Source organism: Zooshikella harenae, from assembly GCF_018837975.1.
Lineage (GTDB): Bacteria > Pseudomonadota > Gammaproteobacteria > Pseudomonadales > Zooshikellaceae > Zooshikella > Zooshikella harenae.
Window position 1 is genome coordinate 1 of record NZ_JAGSOY010000077.1, and the last position, 20,020, is coordinate 20,020.

9 protein-coding genes and 1 pseudogene are annotated in these 20,020 nt (G+C 42.8%); 8 read left to right on the forward strand and 2 right to left on the reverse strand.

Features of this window, described 5'->3' with window-relative positions; all coding sequences use genetic code 11:
* Window positions 1-123 precede the first annotated feature (123 nt).
* The 4 genes from KCG35_RS26450 (at window position 124) to KCG35_RS20310 (ending at window position 13,966) form a co-directional block, all read left to right on the forward strand.
* Entirely contained in the window at window positions 124-7,749 is a 7,626-nt protein-coding gene (locus tag KCG35_RS26450; RefSeq protein WP_230409287.1) for a calcium-binding protein, read from the forward strand.
* 369 nt (window positions 7,750-8,118) lie between these two features.
* Window positions 8,119-10,278 carry a type I secretion system permease/ATPase gene (locus KCG35_RS20300; RefSeq protein ID WP_215821689.1) on the forward strand — a complete coding sequence of 720 codons (2,160 nt, stop codon included), beginning with the start codon at window positions 8,119-8,121 and terminating at the stop codon, window positions 10,276-10,278.
* Window positions 10,279-10,372: 94 nt separating this feature from the next.
* The gene (locus KCG35_RS20305) at window positions 10,373-11,761 is read left to right on the forward strand and encodes an HlyD family type I secretion periplasmic adaptor subunit (protein ID WP_215821690.1); all 1,389 of its coding nucleotides are present in this window, start codon (window positions 10,373-10,375) and stop codon (window positions 11,759-11,761) included.
* Window positions 11,762-11,764: 3 nt separating this feature from the next.
* Window positions 11,765-13,966 (forward strand): type I secretion system permease/ATPase, encoded by a 2,202-nt coding sequence (locus KCG35_RS20310; RefSeq protein ID WP_230409288.1) that lies wholly within the window; start codon window positions 11,765-11,767, stop codon window positions 13,964-13,966.
* Between the two features lie 68 nt (window positions 13,967-14,034).
* Here the strand turns inward: KCG35_RS20310 and KCG35_RS20315 are convergent, their stop codons facing one another.
* Window positions 14,035-14,847, reverse strand: a complete 813-nt coding sequence (locus KCG35_RS20315; RefSeq protein WP_215821691.1) for a substrate-binding periplasmic protein — start codon at window positions 14,845-14,847, stop codon at window positions 14,035-14,037.
* 257 nt (window positions 14,848-15,104) lie between these two features.
* Here KCG35_RS20315 and KCG35_RS20320 point away from each other — a divergent pair, with 257 nt between their 5' ends.
* The 3 genes from KCG35_RS20320 to KCG35_RS20330 all read left to right on the forward strand — a co-directional run bounded on the left by KCG35_RS20320 (window position 15,105) and on the right by KCG35_RS20330 (window position 17,378).
* Entirely contained in the window at window positions 15,105-15,761 is a 657-nt protein-coding gene (locus tag KCG35_RS20320) for a 2OG-Fe(II) oxygenase (RefSeq protein ID WP_215821692.1), read from the forward strand.
* Between the two features lie 104 nt (window positions 15,762-15,865).
* A complete protein-coding gene (locus KCG35_RS20325; protein ID WP_215821693.1) occupies window positions 15,866-16,873 on the forward strand; it encodes an endonuclease/exonuclease/phosphatase family protein in 1,008 nt (335 codons plus the stop codon).
* Between the two features lie 217 nt (window positions 16,874-17,090).
* The gene (locus KCG35_RS20330) at window positions 17,091-17,378 is read left to right on the forward strand and encodes a hypothetical protein (RefSeq protein ID WP_215821694.1); all 288 of its coding nucleotides are present in this window, start codon (window positions 17,091-17,093) and stop codon (window positions 17,376-17,378) included.
* 63 nt (window positions 17,379-17,441) lie between these two features.
* Here KCG35_RS20330 and KCG35_RS26455 read toward each other — a convergent pair whose 3' ends face one another.
* On the reverse strand, window positions 17,442-19,478 hold the full coding sequence (locus KCG35_RS26455) for an extracellular solute-binding protein (protein ID WP_230409289.1): 2,037 nt from the start codon (window positions 19,476-19,478) through the stop codon (window positions 17,442-17,444).
* A 290-nt stretch (window positions 19,479-19,768) separates the two neighbouring features.
* On the opposite strand from KCG35_RS26455, the pseudogene KCG35_RS20340 reads away from it, so the two are divergent.
* Window positions 19,769-20,020: pseudogene (locus KCG35_RS20340) on the forward strand (hypothetical protein); the annotation flags it as partial.

Sequence of the window (20,020 nt, forward strand, 5' to 3'; positions counted from 1 at the left end):
TATTTAATTGAGTGGATTGATCCTAATGGAATTGGTCGAACAGTTGACATTACATTTTCTCGTAACAGAACATATAAAACTTATACATTTGATGACTATAGGAATGATGCATCTAATGTTGTATTGCCTGATCCTACAAGCTTAGTAGTTGATAGCAAAACAGACTTATTACTTCCTCCTATTCGTTCAATTCCTAGTGTAGTTAGAAGTAATCTGCTCACTAAAATGAGAGCACTTTCAAAAGACTTGTTTGATAAAGGTATAACAAAGAACTTAAATGGAAATAAACCGATTATTTATGGGACATTAGAAAATGACGTTATTAATGCTCAAACCACAGTAGAAGATATTGAACTGGATGAACAACGGTTTTTAGGTGAATTTGCAGATAATGGTATTTATTATATTTCAGGTAAGGGCAATGACACTATAGCGGGTTCTGAAAACGATGACGTATTAGATACAGGCATAGGTGATGATGTATTAGATGGTCAACGGGGTGACGATGTTCTTATAGGTGGAGAAGGAAATGATACGTACTACGTTGATAGTGCCGGTGATGAGATAGCTGAGCTAGAGAATCAGGGAGATGATAAGTTATATACATCTGTTGATTATAAATTGAATGATAATGCAGAGGTTGAAAAAATATTTCTAGAAAACTCTGTTAAGAGCTTCGAAGGGAATAAGTACGATAATGATATATCGGGTAACCAAGGTGCAAATACAATTAAGGGAGGGGAAGGAAACGATAAGTTATTTGGTCGTGAAGGAAATGATACTCTTCATGGAGGTGATGATAAAGATAGAATTCATGGTGGCGTAGGTGAGGATAAATTATTTGGTGATGAAGGTGATGATTTCCTTTATGGTGGTGATGGTAATGACACAATTGAAGGTGGGGCAGGTAAAGATTTAATTCGTGGCGATCAAGGTGCGGATAGGCTAAATGGTGGTATGGGTAAAGACCTCTATTTAGTGGACAGTGAAGACACCATTAATGACAGTGGTAAAGATGGCATTGTCTTTTTAAGTAGCAAAAAACTCACCGGTGGTGAACGCACCGAAGATGATCCTGAAAACACCTATTACAGCACTGATGGCCAATTTACGTATGTAAAAAATGGTTCGACGTTGGTTATTAATGGTGGCTTAACCATTAATAACTATAGTAATGGAGCGTTGGGTATACACCTTGAAACAGAAGATGAAGATGAAGACGACGAACCTGACTTTGACGATCCAGAAAAAGTCACTTCACCGATTATTATTGATTTAGATGGTGATGGCGTCGAAACCCTTTCCATAAACGATAAACACTATTTTGACCACGATGGTAATGCATTTGCTGAATCCACAGGCTGGGTATCGCGTGATGATGGTTTGTTAGTATGGGATAAAAATAATAATGGTGTCGTGGATTCGGGTGCTGAGCTGTTTGGTAACCAGACGACACTGGCTTCTGGTAAAAAAGCCAAACAGGGTTATGAAGCTTTAGCGGAATTTGATGATAATAAAGATGGTGTCATTGATGCCCAGGATGCGATTTATTCATCATTAAGTGTTTGGCAGGATAAAAACGAAAACGGCCTGACGGATAATGATGAAATAACCAGCCTTGCGGATGTAGGCATAAAAAGTGTATCCACTGCGTATAAAGCGTCTGATCATATTGATGCTGAAGGTAATGAACATCGTCAAACCAGTGATGTTACATGGAATGATGGTCGTAAAACGGACAGTGCAGACGTATGGTTTAAAACCAACACCACACGTCGTGTCACCACTGAAACCTTCAATTGGACCCATGAAATCCTAGCGCTACCGAACTCGCGAGGTTATGGTAATTTACCGGATTTACAGCAAGCCATGACTCAGGATGAAACACTTTTATCCATGGTGAAAGCCTTTGTGGCGGAGTCAGACTATCAAAAACGCAATGACATGGTGCTTGAGATTATTTATCAGTGGGCGGGTGTCACCGATGTCGATCCACACAGTCGAGACCCTAAAAAGGTTTATGGGCATGTGATTGATGCGCGTAAAGTTGTGACCCTGGAAAAACTCGTGGGACGTGGTTATTTAGGGACCTGGTGCTGGGGCGAGCGTGACCCTAATCCCCATGGTCGCGCTGCACCGATTTTAAAAGCAGAATTTGATAAATTCCAACGTTCCGTCACCGCCCAATTAAATACACAAGTTTTATTTGATGACACTATTTTATCTGCCTATTTTGAATCCGGCAGTCGTTATTTCCGTTTAAATGAAGAAGCACTCGAAACGTATTTAGCGAGCTTAAATCGTCCTGATAAAGTTGAAGAATTAAATGCTGCCATCAATACACTGCAAAATCTGGGTGTTTATTCGAAGCGCATTCGCAATGAAGTGAGTAGCGTACTGGCTAAAATTGTACTGAATCACCCCAGCTTAAATGAGTATATTAATCACGATACGGTCGCGGGTGATGAACGAGATAATGTCCTGCGTGATTATAATAAAATCAATATTATTCATGGCAAAAAAGGTAACGATACCCTTTATGGCCAGGATGGTGATGATAATTATATTTTCGCAAAAGGCGATGGACAGGACACCATTTACGACACCAGTGGTGAAGATACCCTGTATTTTGCCGAAGGCATTAAACAAGAAAATATTGGTTTTAAACGGACATTAACCGATGTATGGGTGGTGTTGCTGGATGATGACGGTAACCCAACCGGTGATGAAATCAAGCTCACCAACTTTTTTGATTTTGATGGCACCCTAGCCGAAGGCCAAATCGAAAAAGTGCATTTAAGTGATGGCACGTTGGTTAACCTGTATGACTTGCTGAAACAAGCAGCCACTGCCGCCACAGAAAACGACGATCACCTATTTGGCTTACCGGATGCGGATAACGTGTCAGCGTTAGGGGGTAATGACAAGATTTCCACCTATGGTGGGGATGACACCATTGACGGTGGAGCCGGTGATGATGAAATCCTGGCGGGTGACGGGAATGATACCCTGATCGGTGGCACAGGTAATGACACCTTAGTGGGTGAAGAGGGCAGTGATACCTATCAGTTCAGCCAGGGCTTTGGTCAGGACAGCATTCAAAACCTCAGTAAGGATCAAACACCTAATGGTCAGATTGTCTTTGATAACACCCTAACCCCCGATCAAATCACTGTAAAACGCGCGAATGATGATTTACAGCTGATTGCCAGCGCGCAAGACATCATTACCGTGAAAGGCTATTTCACCCAGGATGCCAGCACCAGTGCCGCGGTGGCAGAAATCCAGTTTGCTGATGGCACCGTGTGGGATGTTGAGGCGATTAAACAGCAGGTATTGCAACCCTCAAGCGGTGATGACTATATCGAAGGCTATGGCAGTGATGACGTGTTTGCCGGCCAGGCGGGTAACGACACCTTAAAAGGCTTAGGCGGTAATGATCAACTGTCTGGTGGCGAGGGTGATGACCAACTGTTTGGTGATGATGGCAACGACACGCTCCACGGTGGTCAAGGTAACGACACTCTACGTGGTGGTAAAGACGATGACATCCTGCATGGCGATGAGGGTCATGATCAACTTTATGGTGACAGTGGTAATGATCAACTGTTCGGTGGAGCAGGTAACGACCGACTAGAAGGCTCCTACGGTCACGATCAACTCGCTGGTGGCGAAGGTAAGGACACCCTAATCGGCGGTATTGGTAATGACCAGCTCAAAGGCGATGCCGGTGATGATACCTTGCGCGGTGATGAGGGTGATGATCAGCTGACGGGTGGACGGGGTAACGACCAGTTGGCTGGTGGTGAAGGTGATGACTGGTATCACTTTGCTAAAGGCGATGGTCAAGATGTGATTAATGATCAGCAAGGCCAGACCACCATTGTGGTGTATAACTTGAAACTGGAAGACGTCATCTTCCGTCGTCATGACCTGGCGTTAGATGTGACCTTTAAAGGCAATGACGGTGATCGCATTCGCCTGGAAAATGTCTTTGATCGTCAAACCCTCACGGCACGTTTTGGTCTGCGTCTGCAACACAGTGATGGCACCGTACAGACCCTCAAGGCAGAAGACATTGATCAGCGTGCAATCACCGCCACAGAGGGTAAAGACACCCTGTATGGCAACCATCAGGCCAATGAAATCAATACTCTGCGTGGCGACGATACCGTTTACGCGGAAGGGGGGGATGACTTCATCCGGGGTGCGGCCGGTAACGACACGCTTTATGGTCAGGCGGGTAATGACACCTTACGGGGTGGTGATGGTGATGATCAGTTGTATGGCGGCGTTGGCAATGACTTGCTGCAAGCCCATAAAGGCGATGACCAGCTTCGCGGTGAAGACGGCGATGATCAGCTTGAAGGTGGCCTCGGCAATGACACCTTATACGGTGGACAAGGCCAGGATATCCTGCGCGGTGAGCAAGGGGATGACCAGCTAGAGGGTGGTGAGGGTGATGACCAATACCGCTATCAAGTCGGTGATGGCCATGATGTAATCCGCGATACCCAGGGCAATGACAGCCTGCACCTGGAAAACATCCGTCTGGACGACCTGTTAATTCGTCGTACTGGGGATCAGTATCGCTATAACCCCGTCGAAGGTGAAACCTCGGGGGCGTTATCCCTGGCGGAAGCGTCGATGAGTCGCGATAGAGACGGTGATCTGCTGATTACCCATAAAGGCACAGGGCAGACTATCCGCATCAACGATCAATTCTCCAGTCGCTCAACGGAAGCGCCGAACACTGCGATTGAAAGCATTCAACTCAAAGATCAAACACTGGATATTGCGGCCATCAAGCAACAAGCACTGGCGGGTACCGCGACCGACGACATCATTATGGGTCATGTCGATGATGATACCATCCAGGCCGGTGGCGGTGATGATCAGGTGTTTGCGGGTGCGGGTGATGATCAGGTGCATGGCGGCCAGGGACAGGATTTACTCTATGGTGAACAGGGTAATGACCAATTGTACGGTGACCAAGGGGATGACCAGTTGTATGGACAGTCAGGCGATGACCAGCTGCATGGTGGTGCGGGTCAGGACACCCTGCATGGTGGTCAGGGCGATGATCAGTTGTACGGTGATGCCGGTAACGACCGCCTGTTAGGGGGCGAAGGCCAGGATACCCTGTTGGGTGGTGATGGTGATGACACCCTGATCGCAGCCAACAGTGTCTGGGATCGTTCCAGCAACACCTTAGCGGGTGGTAAGGGCAATGACACGCTGTATGGCGGTGCTGGGGATGAGATCTACCAGTTTAACCTGGGGGATGGTCATGACCTGATTGTCGAAACCCGTCGTGATGAAGCCTTTACTAACCATCAGCCCTCACAGGATGTTCTGCTGTTTGGTGAAGGGATCAGTGCCGATGATCTCCAGTTCTTCCGAGTAAATGATGACCTACAAGCCCGTCACCGGAATGGCCAGGATCAAGTGACCATCCAAAACTGGTTTGTGTCATTCAATAATGCAGAGCATGACTACTTTAAAGTCGAAACCTTCCGCTTTGCTGATGGCTCTGAGTTAAACACCACAGACATCGAATCGCAGATTACCTGGGAAGGCTCTGCTGCGGATGACAAATTCATTGGCTACCGTGGTTACAGTGAAACCTTCAAAGCCGGTGACGGTAATGACAAAGTTTTTACTCGTGAGGGCGATGATATTGCCTATGGTGAAGGCGGTGATGACTACCTGGATGGTGAAGCAGGCAACGACCAGCTCTATGGGGGCGAAGGCAATGATAACCTCTGGGGTAAACAGGGCAATGACCAACTGTTTGGCGGTATCGGCGACGACTCACTATCGGGTAATGAAGGTGATGATAGTCTGAGTGGTGAAGCGGGTGATGACAGCCTGTTTGGTGGCTCAGGCAATGACACCTTGGAAGGTGGTGCCGGTAACGACTTTATGGAAGCCGGTGCAGGTGATGACACCTTACAAGGTGGCGATGGTGATGACCAGTTAGGTGGTGGTGCTGGTAACGACCAACTGGCTGGCGGCACAGGCAGTGACAAATATATCTACAGTGGTGGCTATGATGTCATTGATAACCAAGGCGGTGGCTTTGATGGGCTGTTCTTCAAAGACGGTGTCCAGAAAGATGACTTTACCTTTAAACAAGACGGCGATGATCTATTGGTCTTTGTGAAGGATGCGACGGAACCCGCGGTACGGGTCGTGAAGCACTTCCTGGGTGAAGATTATGCCATTGACTACGTTCAACCTGATGGCGGCAACTACATCACCACCGCAGAAATCAACCGCCGCGCCAAAGCGGGTGATGTTGAAGGGGATTATGATGCGGTGGTAGAAGGCACGGCTAATGCCGATAAACTGGGCGGTACCGAAGGCAATGACTTAATCCAGGGCCTCGGTGGCAATGACCAGCTGTTTGGTATGCTCGGTGATGATGTGGTGCAAGGCGGTGAGGGTGACGATTTCTTATCCGGCGGTAATGGCAGCAATGGCATTGCCGATGGTAACGACCGCCTGGAAGGTGGTGCAGGCAACGACCGCTTAAATGGTGGTGGTGGCAACGACACCCTAATCGGTGGTGAAGGTGATGACCATTACTACTTCTTCGCCAACAGTGGTCAGGATGTGATTGATAACACCGGTGGTGGTAACGACTGGGTGTTCTTCAATGAGGTAGGTCGTGATCGAATCAGTTATCACCGCGATGGCGATGATCTGGTCATGCTCGTGGATAACGATCTGCAGCAGAAACTCACCGTCACGGGACACTTTACTGGTGGTGATCAGGCCATCAGCTATATCCAGCCAGGCGATGGCGGTTATGCGATTCCCTCATCCCGTATAGCAAGCTTGCTCACGGACTTACCTGCAGGTGGTGATACGGATACCGGTGATACCAACAATGGCGGTACAGATAATGGTGCCGGCGAGGGTGGTGACACAGGTACAGGGACTGACAACGGTACGGGTGATAATGGTACCGGCGAGACCGATAATGGTGACAATGACAACGGTTCAGATGAGGTGATTGATCCCAGTCGCTATGACACCGAAGTGGTGGGTACGGCACAAGGTGAACAGCTGGTTGGCCGTAACAACCGCAACCTGATCCGTGGTCTGGCCGGTGATGATACGCTGTTTGGTATGGGCGGTGATGACATCCTGCTGGGTGGCGACGGTGACGACTTTATCCAGGGCGGTAATGGTCGCATGAATGGGGATGATGGCAACGACACCCTGATTGGCGGTGCCGGTAACGATGTACTGGCCGGTTTTGCCGGTAATGATACCTTACAAGGTGGCGTGGGTGATGATCACTATTATTACCATGCCCAAGGTGGTCAGGACATCATCGATAACACCGGTGGCGGTACCGATTGGGTGTTCTTTATCGATATTGACCGTGAACGCATTGGCTATCATCGCAATGGTGACGATCTGGTGATGCTGGTGGATAACGACCTGCAACAAAAGCTGACTGTTACCGGACATTTTACCGGTGGTGATAAAGCCATCAGCTACATCCAACCCGGTGATGGCGGCTATGCCATTCCTTCATCACGACTTGAAGGCATGCTGACAGAATTGCCTGTGGATGGTGCGTCTGTTGTCGCTGCGGATGTCCAGCCTGCCAGTCATGTCAATGGTTTGATTAGTGCCATGGCGAGTATGACGGATGGGGGGGCGGGTGAAGCAACATCTGGCTCACTGGTTACATCAAATGATCGTTTGGTTTTAACCTCATCACATCAGTAAAACTATAGAAGAGTAGTACTGGCTATTTAGCTTTATTCCACCACAAGCAATTTATATTTGTGGTGGGATAACCTCCTTCATTGTGGGTATAAGCAATGGCTGGTGCTGTCTCTTTAACTCCGGTATTATGTTCTGCCTTAAATCACAATAGCAGCTTGGAAGCGGCCTCACTTTTAAATAAGTTTGAATTGGTAAGGTAATTTCTTTGGGTCTTACCAATGATGTATATACCCATAATGAAGGGTAAGGCAAGGGAATTGTATTGGTATAAGGAAAATAGATTTACACAATATACAGTGATGGTTTTTATCCTTAGGAAAATTTAAAAATATTCGTAAAGGATAAATTTGCAGTTAAATAAGGTAGTCAATGACTGAGCAATCAACCTCGCTACCGCGGGACGTCAGTACAGCATTAGGTTGTATAACCACACTGGGCTTGTTGTTTCAGGAAATAACGAATACAGAACAAGCCAATGAGCTAAAACAACAGTTTCAAAATCAACGCTTAGAAACAGCCGCAAAAGCATTTGCCAAAGCGTTAAAATTGAAAGTTAAAGTTGCCAGGTGTGAGTATAAAAAACTTTCTCAAGATCAGTTGCCATTAGCATTTGCCTCAAAAGAAGGCGATTATTATGTTTTAGCTAAAATTGCTGATGGTAAGGCGCTGATCCAACATCCAGATAAACCTCAACCAGAAATAATTTCAGTGGATAAATTAGCTGAAATTTGGGCAGGAAAAACCATCTCTGTTTCAGGGGAAAAACGTCAAGCAGGCGCAACACGACGTTTTGATATTACCTGGTTTATTCCAGAGTTTGTTCGCTTTAGGCGACTCTTAGGTGAAGTTTTACTGGCCTCTGTTTTTTTACAGATATTGGCATTATTAGCACCACTTGGCTTTCAGGTGGTGATGGATAAGGTATTGGTCCATCAGAGTCGATCCACATTAGATGTACTAGTTATCGCTTTAATTATTGTGGGTATTATGGAGGTCGTATTAAAGGGATTAAGGGAATACCTTTTTGCTCACACCACAAATCGTATTGATATTCATCTGGGATCGAAATTATTTAATCATTTAATGCGACTACCCTTGCTGTATTTTAAAGCACGCAGTGTGGGTGTCACCGTCATGCGTATCCGGGAGTTATCCACAGTCCGTGAGTTTATTACTGGGGCTGGTATGACATTGATCGTAGATTTAGCGTTTACCTTTGTATTTTTTGCGGTGATGTATTATTACTCGCCATTTTTAACCGGGATCGTGTTAGCTTCCGTTCCAATTTATTTATTGCTTTCCTATTTAGTGACCAATCCAATGCAAAAACGTATTGAAGCTCAGTTTCAATACGGAGCTATCAATAATGCCTTTTTAACTGAAACGGTATCGGGGGCAGAAACGGTTAAAAGCTTAGCGGTTGAACCGCAAATGCAGCAACGTTGGGAAGGTCAGACACAAGATTTTGTCGATGCAAACTATCGTACTCAGCAGTTACAAAGTTTTACCTCTCACGGTGTCATGTTAATACAAAAAGTCACGATGGCATTGGTGCTTTGGTTTGGTGCGAGAATGGTTATAGGTCTTGAGTTATCCATAGGCCAATTAATTGCATTTAATATGATGGCGAACCATGTCAGTCAACCTGTGATTCGTTTAGCCGAGTTATGGCAGCAATTTGTACAGGCCAGAGTTTCTGTTGACAGATTGGGTGATGTGCTGAATACACCTATGGAGCAACAACAGGGTCAGAAGGATTTAGTGCAGCGTGTGAAAGGTTCGGTGTTAATACGGAACTTGATGTTTAGTTATCGGCCTGATTTACCCCCTGTCTTAAAAGGCATTAATTTAATGATTAGGCCTGGTGAGTTAATTGGAGTCATTGGTCCATCAGGGTCAGGAAAAAGCACATTAACAAAGCTTATTCAGCGTTTATATTTACCACAGCAAGGTGATATTTTTATTGATGGGGCGAATGTGGCCCAACTTGAACCTTCAAGTTTGCGCCAGCAGATTGGTGTCGTTTTACAGGAAAACTACCTATTTAATCGATCTGTCCGCGATAACATTGCCTTATCAAATCCTGCTGCACCCTTGGATGAAATTATTGCTGCCGCCAAATTGGCTGGTGCTCATGATTTTGTTTTGGAGCTACCCGATGGCTATGACACGGTTATTGCTGAAGGGGGTAGTTCATTATCGGGTGGACAACGTCAACGTATTGCCATTGCCAGAGCATTGCTAACGAATCCAGCGCTGTTGATTTTTGATGAAGCCACTAGTGCGCTGGATGATATTTCTCAAGAAATTATTCAACGAAATATGCGCGATATTTGTCGAGGGCGAACTGTCATTGTAATTGCTCATCGCTTATCCACAGTAAGAGAGTGTGATCGCATAATTACGTTAGCTGATGGGCAAATTGTGGAAATGGGCCAGCATGAACAGTTATTGGCGCAAGAAGGGCTATATGCTCGTCTGTGGGCTCAACAGGAAAATATGGAGCAGGAAGACATCATTACGGCTTAGCGCGTAATTTTTTGTCTGCAATAAAATTGATATACCCACAGTGATTGGATTTTATGCATGAAGGGTGAAAGTTGAGCCTTTCTGGAGTAGTAAAGTGAGCATCAAACAGCATTTAAAAGTCGCACTTTCAGCATGGCGACAACAACGTAAAGAACAAAGACCTGAAAAACGTAAAACACATGAATATGATTTTTTACCTGCGTATTTAGAGGTAACAGAACGTCCACCTACCCCGTATGGACGTGGTTTTTTACTGGGAATTTGTGTGTTAGTTATTATTGCGTTGGCTTGGTCGATTATTGGCCGCATTGACATTATTGCGAGCGCTACGGGCAAATTAATTGTCAGTAGCCGTACCAAAGTTATTCAGCCGCTTGAAACTGCAGAGGTTATTGGTATTCATGTTCAGGATGGTCAGTTTGTAAAAAAAGGTGATGTGCTGATTGAGCTTAATCCGACGGGTGCTGCTGCGGATGTAAAACGTTTAACGGAACAACTGCAGTTTGCAAAAGTCGATATCGCTCGTTGGCAGGCATTGCAGCAGGAAAACACCGTTGCTGCATTTAAGCCTGAAATTAATACTCCTGAACACTATGTTCAACAGGCGCGGCATTTATTACAAAGTCAGGTTGACGAGCGAGATGCGGCTTTGGCAACCATTGATAGTGAGCTAAGCCAAAACGAAGCTCAGTTAAGTTCAACCAAAGCGGAAATTATTAGCCAGAGCAAAGTATTAAGCACTAAAGAAAAGCGTTTATCTGCACAGCGTAAACTTGTTGAACGGGATGCCTTTCCTCGATTACAGATGCTGGAGCTTGAAGAAGAAACACTGTCATTACGTAGTGAACTTGAAGTCCTAAGAAATAAGGTAAAAGAACTAGAAGCAGCTGCAGTAACGATTCAAGACCGTCGGAAGCAAACTATACGACAGTGGTCGCGAGAGGATCGTCAGGAATTAAATGAAGCGGAAAAGCGGGTAGCAGAGTATACGCAGGAGCGTATTAAAGCGATTGAGAAAAACCGCTTACAAACCTTAAAAGCATCTGTTGCTGGTGTTGTACAACAATTGGAAATTCATACCATTGGTGGGGTTGTTAGTCCTGCACAGCAATTATTGGTTATTGTACCTGAAAACGCGTTGTTGGAAGCTGAAGCACTGGTTTTAAATAAAGACATTGGTTTTGTTGTAGCAGGGCAGCCTGTAGAAATTAAAATTGATAGTTTTCCTTACACCAAGTACGGGACGATTACAGGTAAAATTAAACATGTATCCCGTGATGCAGTTGAACATGAGCAGCTAGGTTTAGTTTTTCCGGCACGCATTGAAATGGAAAAAGACGTCATTAATGTTGATGGTGAAGACATTAAATTGGGTGCTGGGATGAGTATTACGGCTGAAATTAAAACGGGTGATCGACGGGTTATTGAATACTTGTTAAGTCCATTACAAGAGTATCAGTCAGAAGCATTACGGGAGCGTTAAGCGATGAATATGGATGTTTCATTACCTCGTAATATGGCTGAAGAAGCAAGTGAAGCTGGTCGCAGTACTCAGCAGCTTGATAGTGCAATTCATTGCTTAGTTCAAATAGGTAAATTATTTGATATTGCTGTTGATCCGTTACAGCTTGTTCATCGACACGGTAAGTATCATACCGCCTATGAGACGTTAGATGTTGCTCGTTGCGCGCATCGATTGGGCTTGCGTACACAACAAGTGTTGGTTAAACCTGAGCGTATTGCGCTGACACCGTTACCAGTGATGGCCAAGATTGGTGACAGCTTTTATATCATCGAGCAATGTGACGATGGCGTTATTTACGGTTTTTGTGGTAAAACCCAGCAGCCTTGGCATCAATCATTGGATGAGTTAAAAGCTGCTTGGCCTGAAGAGTGGATTTTGTTTTCTCGCCGAGATGAGGCTGGAAATAATCAACAAAAACCTTTTGGTTATAGTTGGTTTATTCCATCGATAAAAAAATTCTGGCCACAGTTTCGTAATGTTATTTTTGTCTCGTTATTTATCCAACTTTTTGCCATTGTTACACCCTTACTTTTTCAAGGGGTTATCGATAAGGTTTTAGTCAGCCGAAGTTTAGCCAGTTTAGAAGTGTTTGCATTTGCTATTCTGGTGTTAGCTATTTTTGATCCTTTATTTGGTCTCTTGCGTTCCTGGTTATTTTCCCATGCTGCCAGTCGAATAAATTCAGAGCTTAGTTCCAGGCTTTATCAACATTTACTGGGACTTCCCTTAAATTATTTTAAGCAAAGACAAACAGGTGAAATTATTGCGCGTGTGCGGGAAATGGACCAAATACGTAGCTTCCTTACGGGGTCAGCGTTAACGTTTGTCTTGGATTTATTTTTTATTGGTATTTTCTTAGCATTATTATTTTCTTATGCCTATCTATTAGCATGGATTGTGGTTGGCTCTCTGGCGTTATACTCATTATTTTGGTTATGTATTACACCTGTGATGCGAGAGCGTGTACAGCGTACCTTTGAAAAAAATGCTACAAATACGGCTTTTTTAACTGAAGCGGTTACTGGCATTGAAACCATAAAAACATCAGCTACTGAACAACAGTTTTGTCGTCATTGGGAAGATAAATTATCTGCCTATGTGAAAACATCTTTTAAAGCTGCCACCTTGGGAATTTGGGCAGGACAAGGTATTGGTCTGATTCAAAAAATTACAGCAGCGTTAACCTTATGGTTTGGTGTTGATTTGGTGATGACGGGTGATTTATCGGTGGGTGGTCTGGTAGCTTTTAATATGCTGGCAGGTCATGTCACTATGCCTATCTTACGGCTTGCCCAGATTTGGCAGGACTTCCAGCAGACTGGAGTATCACTGCGAAGAGTGGGTGATATTCTGAATGCGCCTGTTGAAGCGGTGGGTAGTGGTAAGTCAACACCACCAGCAATTAAAGGTGATATTGAACTGAGAAAAGTGACGTTCCGTTATCAAGATAATGGACCTGAGGTGTTGCGCCGTTTGGACTTATCCATTAAGGCTGGCGAAGTGATTGGCATCACCGGGCTTTCTGGTTCAGGTAAAAGTACCATCACCAAGTTAGTACAGCGTTTGTATGTGCCAGAAAGTGGGCAAGTGCTCATTGATGGCATGGATTTGGCCGTCACAGATCCTGTTGTGATTCGGCAGAAAACAGGTGTTGTGTTACAGGAAAGTTTTTTATTTAACGGTTCAGTAAAAGACAATATTACTTTAGCCTATCCCGAAGCCTCAGAGGAAGATGTCATTCATGCCGCCAAACTGGCTGGTGCCCATGACTTTATTATGCAACTGGCCCAGGGATATGATACACCTGTAGGTGAGCGGGGAGGTAATCTTTCAGGCGGGCAGCGTCAGCGTGTTGCGATAGCAAGAGCGCTGATTACGAATCCAAGTATCTTAATTTTTGATGAGGCAACAAGTGCCTTAGACTATGAGTCAGAGAGTGCCATTCTGGCGCAACTACCTGAAATAGCCAAGGGTAGAACACTCATCATGATTGCTCACCGACTTAATACTCTTCAAAAGTGTCACAATATTATTGTCTTAGAAAAAGGACAGATTCTTGAGCATGGTATTCATCAGCAGTTAGTTGATTTGGGTGGACGTTATAGTCAACTATGGAAATTGCAGACAGGGAAAGGTCCAGTACCAGCGGAACATCAGCCCTGAATTAATTAAACGAATAATAATTTATGTTCAGAAAGCCCATGAAAGCCGCATTTTTGCGGCTGCCATGTTTATTCAAGTTCTTCATCGATGTACTTAAGCACAATCTTTTTGCGAAGGCCTGATTTTTTTATCTTTCGGTATTGGCTATTAAATTGTTTAAGTAATTCTTCAGCATTAGGCCAAGCTCTACTAATACCTGCATGAAAAGTTCTTGTTTTGCCAATAGGCTTAGGAATAGAATCGATCACTTGTTGCCAGTCCTTATTTTGCCCTAAATAAAACTTACACTGGTGTATTTCACAAATAATTAGATCGACTCGTTTATGAAACAAATTTTTTAGGTGTTGTTTTTCGGGTGATTCTAAAGCGGGCGACTTTCTAGCAATAAATGATTTATTGGTGATTGCATTCAAGAAAATAGGATCATAGTTATAACCATCAGTATATCCAACGACATATTTTTTTAGGTCGCTGAGTTTATTCCAAGTTATATTGTTTTCCTTTCTTTTAAAAAAAACGTCTGCAATTTTTATAAGGTAATCAGTAAATAAAAACTGTTTTATACGCTCTTCATTTTGTGTAAAAGTAAAAAGAATCGCGAAACTGCCTTCAGCTGCTTCTTTATAAGCCCGTTTCCAAGGTAATATCGTGACTTCAGGGGTATAACCAATAGCTTTTACCGTTTGAGTAACAAGCTCAAAACTAATCCCTCTCATTTCACCTTGGTCATCCAGGTAGTTCATGGGGGGGAAAGTAGCAAAAATAATAGGTAGACTTTTTCCTTGAGAGGAACTTGGTTGGGCAAGTATGAATACTAATAAAAAAATTAGAATTACAGGGTGTGTATAGAGAGAGGTATTTTTGTTGTACCAATAAAACATAATACCTCCTAAATAATACCAGTAGATAAAAAACAATAAATTCAACTGTTTAGTATAGCTATATTGTAGCTAATGGAAAGAAAGGCAAATTTTCAATCTTTGTTCATTCAAAAAAGCATTAACTATTCTTAAACATAATTGACCCTTTGATAAATAAAAATTGACATGAGCTTGTTATGGCTTATATTGCTTAACTTTGGAAATGCACATTAGTATATCTAGGGCGAAGGGTATATATACTTTGAGGTATAATTAATATGGAGTGCAGCTTAGCTGTTCAATCCTTTTCTCAGAAAAAGTTATTTACCTCTGTGATTGAGGATTTAGTTAAACAAGGATGGTCTGTTCAACAAAATTCTTTGCCTGAAAAATTGCAGCAGGATTTGGTTGACGAGATTAATTATTTTGATAACAAACAATTATTACTGCCAGCGGCGATTGGACGTCATCATGAAAAACAGTTTGACCAGTCAATTCGCAGTGATAGAACGTTATGGCTTGATGGACGGTCGAAAACCCAACTTACCTTTTTAAATTTCCTAGAAGCGTTTAGACTCAACTTGAACGAGCAGCTGTGGCTTGGTCTGGATGAAGTAGAGTGTCACTATGCTGTTTACGATAAGGGGAGCTTTTACAAGCGCCATTTAGATGCCTTTAACGGCTATGAGAGCAGGGTAGTTAGTGTTATTTTTTATTTGAATAAAGATTGGCAAGAGACTGATGGAGGGAGTTTAAAACTCTACTCCACAAAAGATACACAAACAGTAAGCAGCGTGTTGCCAGAAAGAGGCACATGTGTTTGCTTCATAAGTTCTGAGATACCGCACGAAGTATTACCTGCTTTCAGGTCACGAATGAGTATTGCTGGTTGGTTCCGACGACAGTCCATAATAGAAAAAAGCCTTGGATTGTGAGCTGTAACATGAGTGATTGAATACCCGAGAGTAATATATTCCCTTTGCGATGAGTATACTGAATGTGTATTAACTCCATTTTTACCTGTAACAATGAAGAATAGATGATTAAAAAAGCGGTAGACAAACTAATTACTTTGTTTTTGATTGGTGGGACTTTTTGTTCAGTACTGGCATATTGGGGCAGTAGCCACTGGTGGTTGGAATTATTAACACATTTTCGGGCATTTTACTTCTTTAGTGGTATTGTAGCACTGTTATGGTTGATAGCGACGCGGCGTTACTTACTGAGTGTATTAGCTTTAGTGATTTTACTGCTTAACTGGCAGGTACCTATGCTGTACCTGCCACCTTCTGCAGTATCATTTAATGGCACAGAAGCATTAGCAGAGCATGTTAACAAGAAGCGCAAACCTATTGTGATTTACCATGCAAATATATTGTCTTCTAATACTCAGTACCAGAAACTTATACAACAGCTGTCAGATTACCGACCTGATATTATTATATTACAGGAAGTTACTGAGGCATGGTTAAAAGCTATCAAGGAGGGGCTGGCTGATTATCCCTACCAGTTAACTAAGCCAGAAGAGGGTAATTTTGGTATTGCATTATTTAGTCGTTTCCCGCTTACCAGTAGACAAACAGTTCAGCTGAGCAATACAGGATTACCAAGTATATTTGCTTCAGTTCAAACGACACAAGGTGAACTGGCTGTTTTTACTACGCACCCTTTGCCGCCAGTGAGTGTCTCCTATTCTTTGTTGAGGGACTTTCAGCTTGAAGCCACTGCAAAGTTTTTGCAGAGTATTGTCGCTCCTTATGTGCTGGTGGGTGATTTAAATACAACGCCATGGTCACCGGCTTTCACACAGCTAATGAAACGAGCGAATCTTAAAAATGCCCGGCAAGGTATGGGGATTTTACCGACATGGCCTGCACCTCTGCCACTGTTACGAATACCCATTGATCATGTACTTCATAGTGAAAAGATCCAAATAATTTCAATGGAAGTTGCTGACAATATTGGTTCTGATCACTTACCTATTGTGGCTAAAATGAACTTAACTGCAGATAATTCTGAGAACCAGGTTCAGAAAGAGAAAAAATAAAAAAAGTCACTTATATATCAATAACGAAGCATTTTTATACTCCTTGTGCTCTAGAGGTATAAACATGATTCGTGAAGGGTATAGATATGTGAATAAGCGCTCTAACTACATGATTTTAAAAGCTAATAATTGCCTTAAACTTGTAATTATAGAGAAATGTATTGGTCATACTATTGGCTTATGCTGGCGGCAATTAAAGGGCTAGAGGAGCCTGATCATGAAAGTTGCTTTTGATTTTTTTGTCAGCCGTCAAAATCCAGAAAGCTATCAGAAGTCATTTGTTGTTGAGCTCTCGACGTTACCTGCTAAGGAAGATGTCGTGCGCTTTGAAGGGGAAGATTATACGGTATGGTTGTTGGAATGGAATCTATCAGATAGCCATCAGGACTCTAGCTGTGTTGTTACTGTTAAATGTCATAGAAAAAGTCTATACGATTTTCGTCATAACACACATGCTGTAATACCCAACTCAGATAGAACGCTGGCGAAGTATTTAGCAAGCTAATCAATTTTTGCTTGTACTATCCTAGTCGATACCTCAATGAAGTAGGCTGTTTTCATAACGATATCATTTGAGGTACCCTGAGTTTGCCATTTGTTTATAGACAAAGTTTTGTGATGTGGAAAGTGCTTTGTCTATAGTACTCTTACCTTGCAGTATTTCGCTTATATTTTGTCCAACAAGTGCTCCAATAGCCGTAAACTCTGGTATACCAACATATTGAATACCAATATAAGGGGTTGGTTTTACTGTGGGATGTAATATATCGGCCCCTTCAATTGCATTCAGCACAAAACCCGCAAAAGGGGCTGCTTGCTGATACATTTTTGTTTCATAGGTTGATTTTCGTGTGCCTGGTGGCACTGAGATCCATCCTTTTGACTGTGCGACAAGCTTGATGTATTCCTGTGATGTTGCCCAAGTAATAAATTTTTTAGCAGCGTCTTTATTTTTGGATGAGGCAGGAATAGCAAGTGCCCATGCCCATAGCCAGTTAGACTGTATGACTGATGAAGGGGCTTGGGCAAAGCCAAGATGTTTAGAAACTTTAGATAGTTTTGGATTAAACAGTAGCCCGGCGGCAACAGTGGCATCTATCCATATTCCACAGTGTCCTTGTGAAAATAGCGTTAGATTCTCATTAAAACCGTTATTTTCGGCGTTTGGTGGGGCATAAAACTGCATTAGCCTAGTGTAATAAGTGAGCGCATTTTTCCATTCAGGAGACGTTAATTGGGGATTCCATTGTTGGTCAAACCAGCGTCCACCAAAAGCGTTGACTAGTGATGTTATAAGAGCCATGTTTTCCCCCCAGCCCGCCTTTCCTCGTAGACATATTCCATATATTTTTTGCTGTGGATTATGTATAACTTCTGCAAAGTGCTCTATATCTTGAAAAGTTGGTTGTTTGGGCATCGTCAGGTTAGCGTTATCAAACAGGTCTTTTCGGTAGAATGTCATAACGCTTTCAGCATAGAAGGGTAAAGCATAGAGATGCTGGTTGTAGGAAAGTGCCTCAAGAAGTGAGGGCAAAAGATCATGAAGGCTATAGTTTTCTGGAAGATCTTTTAATTGAGTTAGCCAGCCTTGTTTTGCCCATATAGGTGTTTCATAAGTACCTATTGTCATGATGTCAAATTGACCATCAGCAATAGCAATATCACTCAACAACCGACGTCTGAGCGTGTTTTCTTCCATGACTTTCCACTCAAGCTCAATATCAGGGTTTTCTTTTTCAAATATGGTAGATAGTTCTTGCATGATGACCATATCAGGATTATTTACAGTACCAATGGTCAGTTGAGTTTTTGTGGGTGAACTTGGTGGGCCTGCTTGTAGACCATGTTGTGATTGGATAGCAGCCAGTGTTCCATCTTGTCGCATGAGTGCCAGCCCACTATTGAATGCTGCAAGTAATGTTATTGCTGACTCAGAGTTTTTAGAAAAGGCAATATGAAAGCTTTTCCTTGTCAGTGCAGGTTGCACAAACTCTAACTGCCCTATGTAGTAGGGGCGTTTGCTAACCATTAGATCCGCTGCAGTAAACTTATCGATTAGGACAAATTGGATACGGCTACCTGCTAGTTTATCTAAATTTTGTAGGTCCCTAGTGACGGCCTCGGTTTTGATGTTAGGTATTTTATTTAACTCTGGCAGCGTGAATCCTCCACGTACTAAACCAATTTTTTTTCCATCAAGTGCTGAAAGTGCCTGGGGTAAATTTTGTTCAGGAGAAACTGGATATTGGAAACTGTCATATTTACGTTTTAATAAACCAATCGTATCACCAGGAAACGGGTCAGAATAAAGAAACTTTTCATCAGGAAATTCACCTCGGTATACGGGTAAAATACCATCCGCCTCACCTTGGTTGACCATTACTGTTGTTCGAGCCCATGGGTAAAAGCTGATTTTTGCTTGATAACCCGCGCGATGAAATGCTTCGACCACAACCTGGTGAACGTAACCTTTATTTAATAAATTAACACCAATGTAAGGTACGCGTTCTCCTGTGACTAGATTTACGGAAGGGATTGCATAGGCTTTGTTGAACAATAGTATGAGAATAATAAGTAAGGCATTAGCGGTTATCTTACGAGTCATTTAAAAGAACTCCTTGTCTTATTTGGTACAGCTGAATCTTGATGCTGAATTCACCAAAATATCTTTAACTATAGGAAAGTATTAGTAAAAAGTAGTTGTTTTAGATAAATGGCTAAAAGATAAAAATAGTGTGAAACTTAATGTTATAAAGTAAATGAATAAATGATTTAGGGGTTATTATCGATAATTTTATTTGCAAAAACTATCTGCTTTTATTGCTAGAATAGAACTACAGATGATAGAAATTATTGGTAAATAAATGGTTATATGCTTTATATTAAGAGCTTCGTATGATCTTAAGATGTAATACGAAGCTAATTAAATGGTTGCTCATTAATTTGCTGGGGTTACTTTCGCTTTTTGCAAATGCATCAACTACAGTTGATCTGGTTACGGGTGAGCGGGTGCCCTATATAGGTAACTATTTATATAATAAGGGATATGTATATCAACTTGTTGAAGAAGCATTTGCACGAAGTGGTTATAATGTAAAGATTAGTTTTCATCCATGGGCCAGGGCAAAAGATTATGTATTAAAAACT